At 57.7% G+C, this 8,239-nt stretch carries 12 protein-coding genes; all 12 read right to left on the reverse strand.

Annotated features, from left to right (window positions below):
• Positions 1 to 28: 28 nt before the first annotated feature.
• Positions 29 to 250 (reverse strand): GDCCVxC domain-containing (seleno)protein, encoded by a 222-nt coding sequence (locus CDE01S_RS19105; RefSeq protein ID WP_084382976.1) that lies wholly within the window; start codon positions 248 to 250, stop codon positions 29 to 31.
• Complete coding sequence (locus CDE01S_RS18600; protein ID WP_157077188.1) at positions 247 to 429, reverse strand: hypothetical protein; 183 nt, start codon at positions 427 to 429, stop codon at positions 247 to 249. The genes CDE01S_RS19105 and CDE01S_RS18600 overlap by 4 nt, the downstream gene beginning before the upstream one ends.
• Positions 430 to 476: 47 nt before the next feature.
• The gene (locus CDE01S_RS17450; protein WP_066710679.1) at positions 477 to 1,121 is read right to left on the reverse strand and encodes a DUF6629 family protein; all 645 of its coding nucleotides are present in this window, start codon (positions 1,119 to 1,121) and stop codon (positions 477 to 479) included.
• A 35-nt stretch (positions 1,122 to 1,156) separates the two neighbouring features.
• Positions 1,157 to 1,642: a hypothetical protein gene (locus CDE01S_RS17455; protein WP_157077189.1), complete on the reverse strand. Its 486-nt coding sequence runs from the start codon at positions 1,640 to 1,642 to the stop codon at positions 1,157 to 1,159.
• Positions 1,643 to 1,687: 45 nt separating this feature from the next.
• Positions 1,688 to 2,320, reverse strand: a complete 633-nt coding sequence (locus CDE01S_RS17460; RefSeq protein ID WP_066710682.1) for a methyltransferase family protein — start codon at positions 2,318 to 2,320, stop codon at positions 1,688 to 1,690.
• Entirely contained in the window at positions 2,317 to 2,598 is a 282-nt protein-coding gene (locus CDE01S_RS18365; protein ID WP_084382977.1) for a DUF2933 domain-containing protein, read from the reverse strand. The genes CDE01S_RS17460 and CDE01S_RS18365 overlap by 4 nt, the downstream gene beginning before the upstream one ends.
• 12 nt (positions 2,599 to 2,610) lie before the next feature.
• Positions 2,611 to 3,156 (reverse strand): hypothetical protein, encoded by a 546-nt coding sequence (locus tag CDE01S_RS17465; protein ID WP_066710684.1) that lies wholly within the window; start codon positions 3,154 to 3,156, stop codon positions 2,611 to 2,613.
• Positions 3,157 to 3,217: 61 nt separating this feature from the next.
• On the reverse strand, positions 3,218 to 4,744 hold the full coding sequence (locus CDE01S_RS17470) for a thymidine phosphorylase family protein (RefSeq protein ID WP_066710686.1): 1,527 nt from the start codon (positions 4,742 to 4,744) through the stop codon (positions 3,218 to 3,220).
• A complete protein-coding gene (locus tag CDE01S_RS17475; RefSeq protein WP_066710688.1) occupies positions 4,741 to 6,102 on the reverse strand; it encodes an MBL fold metallo-hydrolase in 1,362 nt (453 codons plus the stop codon). The genes CDE01S_RS17470 and CDE01S_RS17475 overlap by 4 nt, the downstream gene beginning before the upstream one ends.
• A 147-nt stretch (positions 6,103 to 6,249) precedes the next feature.
• Complete coding sequence (locus CDE01S_RS17480; RefSeq protein WP_066710697.1) at positions 6,250 to 6,594, reverse strand: copper-binding protein; 345 nt, start codon at positions 6,592 to 6,594, stop codon at positions 6,250 to 6,252.
• Between the two features lie 515 nt (positions 6,595 to 7,109).
• The gene (locus CDE01S_RS17485) at positions 7,110 to 7,613 is read right to left on the reverse strand and encodes a cupredoxin domain-containing protein (protein WP_066710691.1); all 504 of its coding nucleotides are present in this window, start codon (positions 7,611 to 7,613) and stop codon (positions 7,110 to 7,112) included.
• 61 nt (positions 7,614 to 7,674) lie between these two features.
• Positions 7,675 to 8,239: copper resistance protein B (locus CDE01S_RS17490; RefSeq protein WP_169802281.1), on the reverse strand; the 565-nt coding region annotated here is incomplete at its 5' end.

Here is an 8,239-nt window from a genome sequence, read left to right on the forward strand (position 1 = left end):
AAATAGGATCTGCATGGCGGTTGGACCGTCAGCTGCAGCACCCGTCACTCTTGCCACGCTCTTGAATCGATGGGCAAGGCACGCTGCCGTAGGAACAGTAGACGCAGCAGTCGCCTGGCTTGGGGTGGAGCACGGTGTGGCACTGCTCGCACTCGTAAAACCACTGACAGGCGTCGGTAGGCATCGTTTCCAGCTTGCTGTGGCCGCAAACCGGGCAGGTCAGCGTCGACTCCAGCACGATGGCGGTCACTGCGAACCCCCTTGCGGTTGGGATGGATAGCCGGCCTCCTGGGTGGCCCAGGTCAGTGCCTCGACATGGGTATTGGCATCCTCCAAGCGTAGCAACGGGCTCAGATGCACCTTCTTGGTCACAAAATTCCGGATGCTCTCCGGTTCAGCAGGCAAGCCCATCTGCATAGAGACCCCCATGATGCGCTTCTAAAGATAGCTGCTGAAATAAGTTGCTGATTGAACTATCAAACAAGTGTGAGCGGCTTTTTCCGCCCAAAGAACCTAAGCGCAACGACCACGCTCAAAATTGCGGCGAAAAAACACCAAACGGAAATGAACCATTTCGCAAAGATCAAATAGGCCAACATAAATGAGATCAAGGCGAGTGCCCCAAAGATCCTGACTATGCCCTCGTTCGACAGCAACGGGCTCACGGTGGTTGCGATAAGGTACCCCGCCATCGTCACGACAGCAAAGAAATGGGGTGAATCGTATTCAACATGCCCCCCCGTGGGCCGGGACGTGATCGGATACTCGAACATCGAATACAGCAGATATAAGCCGACCCCCACCCCAGCAATGGCGGTCAATTTCAGCAGTCTGCTCCGCCCGCCTGGAGGCTCCAGTAAGAGCACGGCCAGAGGCACATAGGCCGGCCAGAGTACGTGCGAGAAAAACGAGTAGAACTGGGTCATGACGACATTGAGCCCCGGCGCATTGTGGGCAAAGGTCCACCAGACGATGCCCTCGCTCAGTTGTTGAATGGCAAAGAGCAGCGGTATTGCAGCAAAAGGAATCTCGGACGGACGTCGTGCCACTTTCACAGTCATCGTGCCAACGCCGAGCAGGAAGCCACCGGCAGCAAGACTGGCAGTCATCGAAAAGCACATGGATCATTCTTCCTTGTGGCAATTGAGCAATCGCATCAACGATCTGTGAGATGCGGCGAGAAGGCCGAAATCGCGAATTCGATATCCGTTTTGCGTCCCGGAGGTCTTGCCCAGATATGAAACCGGTACGGCCCCGCCTTGGCGACAGAAAAAACCTGACCATAGGACATCTGGCCATTGATGGGCATTGGCGTCAAGTATTTGCGAGAGTCATCGACGATGCCTGACTCGCTGAGCTGGGCGCGCACCACCGCGTTGTCGATCCGACGTCCGCTGGTGGTGTCGTACAAGGCGACAACAAGATGGTGGACCTGGCCGCCACCGCCGGGCCTGCCGCCGTGCATGTCGTCAAGGGCATGCTTCTCAGATACCACAGCGGCCGGCACGAATCCCCAATAGATCGTCACCCCCTCCTTGTCCAGCCGACCCTGTGCCAACGCAGGCTCAACCAGCGCCAGAAGAAATGCCGAAATCAAAAGAAACTTTTGAATAAAAACGAAGCGTCTGAATGCGTGTGGCATGTTGACCTCTTCGGCATCTGAATGCGAATCGGCTGGTCCGATGGCCTAACGCCTCCGGGGAAAGAACCTAGGCGTTTTTAGTGCGTAACGATCGAATTCCTCTCCGAACTGCGCACGCATTTCCGCCTCCTCCGTAATGGCGAGACGGCCGTACATCAACAACAGGATCGGAAACATGAGCAGTGTCAGGAGTGTTGGCCACTGCAGTAGAAAGCCCAAGAGAATCAGGACAAATGCCACATATTGTGGGTGCCGAATCCGCGCATACGGACCTGTCATCGCCAGTGCATGATTGCGTTGCGCGTGGTAGAGAACATTCCAGGCTGTAGACAGCAGGTAGAAGCCGTAGCCCAGGAAGATATAGCTGGCGATATGCAAAACACCAAAATGCGGATCCCCCTTCTCTCCGAGCAGAGTAGCCCATAAATGGCCAGCATCGTGGGACAAGATGTCAAGATTCGGATATTTGGTCTGCAGCCAGCCTGACATCAAGTAGATCGTTAGCGGGAAGCCATACATTTCGACGAACAGAGCAACAATGAATGCAGCGAATGCCCCAAAGGTTCTCCAATCCCTCGCAGTAGCTGGCTTGAAGAAGCTGAACGCGAACATGATGAAGATGGCAGAGTTCAATACGACCAACACCCAAAGTCCGTAGGCAGGCTGGGAATGGTTCACGACGTTTCTCCCGGTTTGGTTTGATTTGTTTTGGGTTGATTGTCCGGGGTACCCGAGGTTCCGCCTCCTCCATGGTGGTGGCCGTGACCACCGTGCATGAAGACATGCATGATGGGACAGGCCAACAGCAACAGGATGGGCAGCGCTCCAACGACATGCGCCAGATGCTCTTTCAACCGGAAATAACCGGCAACCGCCCCGATAACGAGCAGTCCTATCGAATAACGAGACCCCCAGAATGGCGGAGGCGGTTCATGGTGCTGATGATCGTGATTCATGGTGGCACCTGTTTATTTCGTGGCGGGTGCCGACTGCGTATCCATCATCATCTGCATCATCATTTGCATCATGTCCATGCGTTTCTCCGTCATTTGCTGACGGTCTTCCATGTTGCCAGGCATGCTCTTGTTGTCTTGCGAACCACCCATCCCCGAGCCACCCATGCCACCCCCGCCCATACCTGCGCCGGCCATGCCTGAGACCTTCATCATGTTCATCATGGACATGCCATCCTGCATCACTTTCATGTGCTCACCCATCAAGGCACTACGTTCCTCGGGTGTTTTGGCGCCCATCATTTTTTGATGCATCTCGCTCATCACCGTCATTTGCTTGTCCATCTGATCCACCTTTTGCTTCGTCCCAGCGGAAGGCTTGGAAGCTGAGGGCTTTGTCACTGGGGGTTTCGCAGCCGGGGCTTTGGACTTCTTAGGAGCCGACGCCGCGTCTGCGGGGTGATGCGCTTCATGGTCTTGCGAATCCGGCTGCGCGGCCAGGCTCAAAGTCGCCAGACAAGCCATCAAGGACACGGTGATCAGGGAACGTACTGCTTTCATAGGAATCTCCTAATAGTGAAAAAGACCAAGTTGCACACGAGAAACGTAACGGATCTCCGCCTCATTCAGAGACGGTCAAGATTGGATGGGATGCCAGATACTCTTTCGCATAAGTCAGTTCCCCTGGAGCATTGGCATGCAGGGTGAACAAGGGCTGCCCCTGTTGTATCCGGTCTCCCAGCTCGACATGCATATCCAAACCAGCTGCCGGGGTTGTCGGCGCTCCCAGTAGCTTTGCAAGGCGCGACAAACGGCGGTTGTCGATGTGCGAGACATGCCCAGCTGAGAGCGAAGTTATCGGTTCCATGATGTTGGCGGCAGGTGGCTCGCGCAATCCACCCTGCGCTTCGCAAATAGCCTGAAATTTTTGCCAAGCCATCCCCGAATCCAACAGGCGCCACGCCATTGAATGACCTGTACCAGGAAGCGATTTGCCGCAAAATTCCAGCAGATCCCCGGCCAGGTTGAGGGCGCGCATCCGCAAATCCATCGGCGCATGCGCTGCGCCGCGAAGTACTGCCAAGACATCACGAGCTTCGAGTGCTGGTCCAACCCCTCGGCCGACGGGTTGACTTCCGCGTGACTGCCGAATTTTCAGTTTGAGGCCGCAGGCTTCGCCGACCTGCTGCAGCAAGGCGGTCAGCCGATGAGCGTCTTCCTCGCTGCGCACCTTGGCCGTCGGCCCGACGGGGATGTCCAGTACGACGTGCGTCGCACCCGCGGCGATCTTCTTCGATAGTACGGAGGCAACCAATTGGGCATCACTGTCCAGGTCCAGCGGCCTCTCCACCCGGATCAGCAAGTCGTCAGCCGGGCTCAGCGACAGTGCGCCCCCCCAGGCCAGGCAGCCACCTTCCTGTTCAACCACCCGTCGCATCGTGGCCAGGTTCATCGTGACGTTCGTGATGGTCTCCATCACGTCGGCGGTCCCCGCAGGTGATGTGATGGCGCGGGAAGACGTCTTCGGCATAGTCAGGCCGGCTGCAGCAATGATGGCCACAACAATCGGCGTGGTTCGGTTGCCTGGCAGGCCGCCAACGCAGTGCTTGTCCGCAATCGGCGTCCGCCCCCAGTCGATCTTTTCCCCCACCTCGACCATGGCTCGCGTCAGATCAATGGTCTCCTGCAAATCCATGCGACCGCCAGCACATGCACTCAGAAACGCCGCCAAGTGAATGTCCGAATAGTGGCCCCTCGAAACGTCAGAGATGATGCTTTTGTATTCGGGTGCCCCAAGGCGATGTCCGTAGATCTTGGCTCGCAATGCACTCTCAGAGTCCAGCGTCGGCGCATGGGAAATCTTCAACAGGCTCTGCTCGTCCGCCGTTAGCGCCTGGGCAGCACCCCTCGACAGGCCAACGTCTCCGGGCATCAGCAAGTCCGAATCGATCACATTCAGGGTGGCGATGATGTGCCGATCATTCAGATCAACACGCACGCGAGTCTGGGATTGGAACCCTTCGGCACGGCAAACGTGGCAGTCGCGGCGCATGTAGATCACATACTCCTGCTGCGTGTCGATTCCCAACGAGCGGTAGCGAAGCGCAGCATGCGCTCCGTGATCTTCATGAGGGTGGAGGTGACTCATGGCACCAGTTCCACGGTCTGGCCCAGACGCGGCACCCCCGCAGGCCATCCGAGTTCGGTTTCCACCCGCAGCCGTAAGGTATCTGCTGGTCCCGGCTCCCCATGGGTCAGGAAGACCTGTTTCGGTACGTTGGACGCACTTTCCATCCAGCGCACAAGCTGTGCGGCATCAGCGGGAGCTGACATGCCGCGCAGCAAGGCAACCTCGGCATGAACGGCGACTTCCTCGCCAAAGATCCGGATGGACTTCTCCCCGGCGGCCAGACGTGCACCACGGGTGCCTCCGGACTGATAGCCCGCCAGGACGATGGTGTTGCGCCGGTCCGGAGCCATTCTCTTAAGGTGGTGCAGCACCCGCCCTCCGGTAGCCATGCCGCTAGCCGAGATGATGATGGCTGGGTAGCGAACCTCGTTCAAGGCACGCGATGCGTCAGAAGTCCGGACCATCGTGGCGACCCGGCACAGACCTTTGCACTCCTGAGGGCTCAGCCGATGTTCGGCACGATGCCGGTGGTATATCTCGGTCATGTCGATGGCCATCGGACTGTCGAGAAACACGGGCAGGTCCGGGATCGCGTGTCGTTCCTTGAGGCGCGAGAGCAGAAACAGCAACGCCTGCGCGCGCCCCACCGCGAAGGCCGGTATCACCACACTGCCGCCACGACCCGCCGTTCTCTGGATGATTTCGGCCAGGAGCGCTTCGTTGTCCTCCGGTTGGTGCAGCCGATCGCCATAGGTGGATTCGACGACCAGGTAATCCACCTTCCCAAGCGGTGTCGGCGGCCGCATGATCGGATCGTCATCCCGCCCAACATCTCCTGAAAAAACAATGGTAAGGCCGCCCGCATGAATTTCTGCGCTGGCCGCACCAAGAATATGGCCTGCTGGCCGAAGTGACAGCTGCATGCCAGGCACTATTTCAATGGTTTCATTGAATGGCACAGCCTGCATATAGCGCAAAGCGTGTCGCGCATCTTCTTCGGTGTAGAGAGGAAGAGCCGGCTTGTGCTTACTGGCATGGTGGCGATTCAGGTATTCGGCGTCTTCCTCCTGCAGCCGCCCTCTGTCAGGCAGGAGCAGATGACAGAGGTCGATGGATCCTGGCGTGGTGTAGATGGGGCCGCGATACCCGTTTCGAAGCAGCAGAGGCAAGGCACCGGAGTGATCCAGATGCGCATGGGTCAGGACGACGCAGTCCAGGCGCGAGACGTCCACAGGGAAAGGCTCCCAGTTCATCTCTCGCAGATTCTTGTAGCCTTGGAAGAGACCGCAATCAACCAAAACCTGACGCCCGGCATGCTCCAGCAGGTATTTGGAGCCGGTCACCGTGCCAGCGGCACCGAGAAATGTCAGCTTCACGTGCTTCCCTTTGATTGCAGCGAATGGCTCACTTTATCCTTGTCAAGCAACTGCTTGAGGCGCTCGTACTCTTCCGGCTTGATCTCGCTATTGCCAAAGTACATCGAGATTCTCCCGTTACTGAAGATGCCGTGAAGCGTGAAAGCGTCACTCAACCGGCTGGAGATCGGTGATAACCATCTTGCCGGCGTCCATGACAACGACAAAGCGGACTTTGTCCCCAACCTTTACCTTGTCGAGAAACCTCATGTCTTTGACGTTGAAGACCATCGTCATGGCCGGCATGTCCAGATTCCTGATCGGGCCATGCTTGATCGTGAGCTTGCCGAGGCTCTTGTCTATCTTGCGGATCTCACCTTCAGTCATCGATGTGTCGGTGACCATAGTCATGCCGGGTTGCATCGCGTGGTTCATCTGCGCATGAGTGAAGACCGGCATCAGTATGAGTGGAGCAAGGGCCACAATTCGGGGAATCGATTTGAGGTAGTTCATCATTACAGCTATGGGCGGGTTGACCGGGCACCAGCTCTTGGTCATCCAGGAGCGATCAGACGAAAGCAATGGCACCAACACGTCGCTAGGGTAAGGTTTTCTCGCTTGCCCGGAGATGACGCCAAGATTACATTTCTGCAATCTATTGACGGCATCGCTTGGCTTATTGCCCCTTGTGAAACTTGCCGTGATCGTGCCCTCGCATCGCCGGTCGAGTCGGCTCCTCCGCACTTGTGGCCTTGGGGGGCAGGCCATCTGAGCATGGCCTCTTGCCCGCAGGGCCGGTTCCCTTTTCCAAGCCGTGGTCATGACGCGCACCGGTGCCCTTTGCGCAGTCGGAAGCGGGGTTCGGCGTCTGTACGACCTTGGGGAGCGTGGCTTCCTGTCCGGGCTGCTGTGCAAGGACCGAATAGGCAGGCAGCGTAACAAGAGCAGTCGCAAGCCAAAGTTGATAGTTCCGCATTTTCAATTTCCTTTCTGTTCAATACCTGGTGTCAATGAAGGCACAGACATGCTCACTCAACCGAAATCATCCCCTTCATGCCCGCCTCCATGTGACCGGGGATCAGACAAGCAAAATCGACCTTTCCGGCTTTGGAGAATTGCCACACAATGCCACCTCGCTTGCCGGGAGCGAGCGTCACCATATTGGGCTCGGCATGCTGCATGCCAGGCATCTTGCGCATCATTTCGGCGTGCTCCTTGAGCTCATCCGCAGTGCCAATCACCATCTCATGCTGGGTCTTACCAACGTTCTTGACGAAGAAACGGATCGTCTCGCCCGCCTTGACGGAAATCTGGCTCGGGCTGAAGCGCATGGTGTCGTCCATGGTCACTTCGATCGTGCGACTGACCTTGGCCGAATCACCCGCTTGCCCGGCGGCCGAGTTGTGTTCGCCCTGGTGCATGCCGGCCATGTTGCCATGCATGGCACCCATGTCATGACCGCCATGATTTCCAGCGGCGAAGGCCAGAACCGGTGCGGTGCTGAGCAGAAGGATGGAAAGAGATTTTTGCATGTTGAAACTGCCTTTTTGTTGAAGTCGAAAAAATATCAAATGCGATACGTGCCAATGAAGTTCAGAACCAGAAACGCACGCCGGCCACCCAGCGCGACTCTTCGATGCGCTCGCCGGCGGCGCGCGCCAGATCTGCGGTGGCACCGTACTTGCCCTTCCATTCGACGCCAACGTAGGGTGCGAACTGGCGGTTGATTTCATAGCGCAGGCGCAGAGCGGCAGTGCCGCTGGACAGGCCACCGCCGATCTCGCGCGCCTCATCCGCTTGCCCATAGATGTTGAATTCGACGCGCGGCTGCAGGATCAGCTTTTGTGTAAACAGGACTGCATACTCGGCCCCCAGGCGCAACGCCGTCCGACCACCTTCGCCAACATAGGCCACCGCGTCGACCTCGAACCAGTAAGGCGCCAGTCCCTGCACACCTACAGCCAGCCAACGGCGCTCCGGCCCGCCGCCGCTGTCGCTACGCAGACCCAACTGGGTGTCCCAGAACGGCGCAAAGGCATGCCCCCACAATACTTCCGTACGGGCTTCCGGGACCTTGCCATCGACCAGGTCGCCTTCGGCCTTGAGCACCAAACGGTCATAGTCGCGCCCGAACCAGGCCTGGGCGTCGTAGGAAAAA

It is taken from the genome of Curvibacter delicatus NBRC 14919, assembly GCF_001592265.1.
In the GTDB taxonomy this organism is placed as follows: Bacteria; Pseudomonadota; Gammaproteobacteria; order Burkholderiales; family Burkholderiaceae_C; genus Hylemonella; species Hylemonella delicata.

Excerpts from the sequence above, each read along its gene's own strand:
- CDE01S_RS18600 (WP_157077188.1), bottom strand. The coding sequence starts at position 429 with ATGGGGGTCTCTATGCAGATGGGCTTGCCTGCTGAACCGGAGAGCATC.
- CDE01S_RS17450 (WP_066710679.1), bottom strand. The coding sequence starts at position 1,121 with ATGTGCTTTTCGATGACTGCCAGTCTTGCTGCCGGTGGCTTCCTGCTC.
- CDE01S_RS17455 (WP_157077189.1), bottom strand. The coding sequence starts at position 1,642 with ATGCCACACGCATTCAGACGCTTCGTTTTTATTCAAAAGTTTCTTTTG.
- CDE01S_RS18365 (WP_084382977.1), bottom strand. The coding sequence starts at position 2,598 with ATGAATCACGATCATCAGCACCATGAACCGCCTCCGCCATTCTGGGGG.
- CDE01S_RS17465 (WP_066710684.1), bottom strand. The coding sequence starts at position 3,156 with ATGAAAGCAGTACGTTCCCTGATCACCGTGTCCTTGATGGCTTGTCTG.
- CDE01S_RS17470 (WP_066710686.1), bottom strand. The coding sequence starts at position 4,744 with ATGAGTCACCTCCACCCTCATGAAGATCACGGAGCGCATGCTGCGCTT.
- CDE01S_RS17480 (WP_066710697.1), bottom strand. The coding sequence starts at position 6,594 with ATGAACTACCTCAAATCGATTCCCCGAATTGTGGCCCTTGCTCCACTC.
- CDE01S_RS17485 (WP_066710691.1), bottom strand. The coding sequence starts at position 7,613 with ATGCAAAAATCTCTTTCCATCCTTCTGCTCAGCACCGCACCGGTTCTG.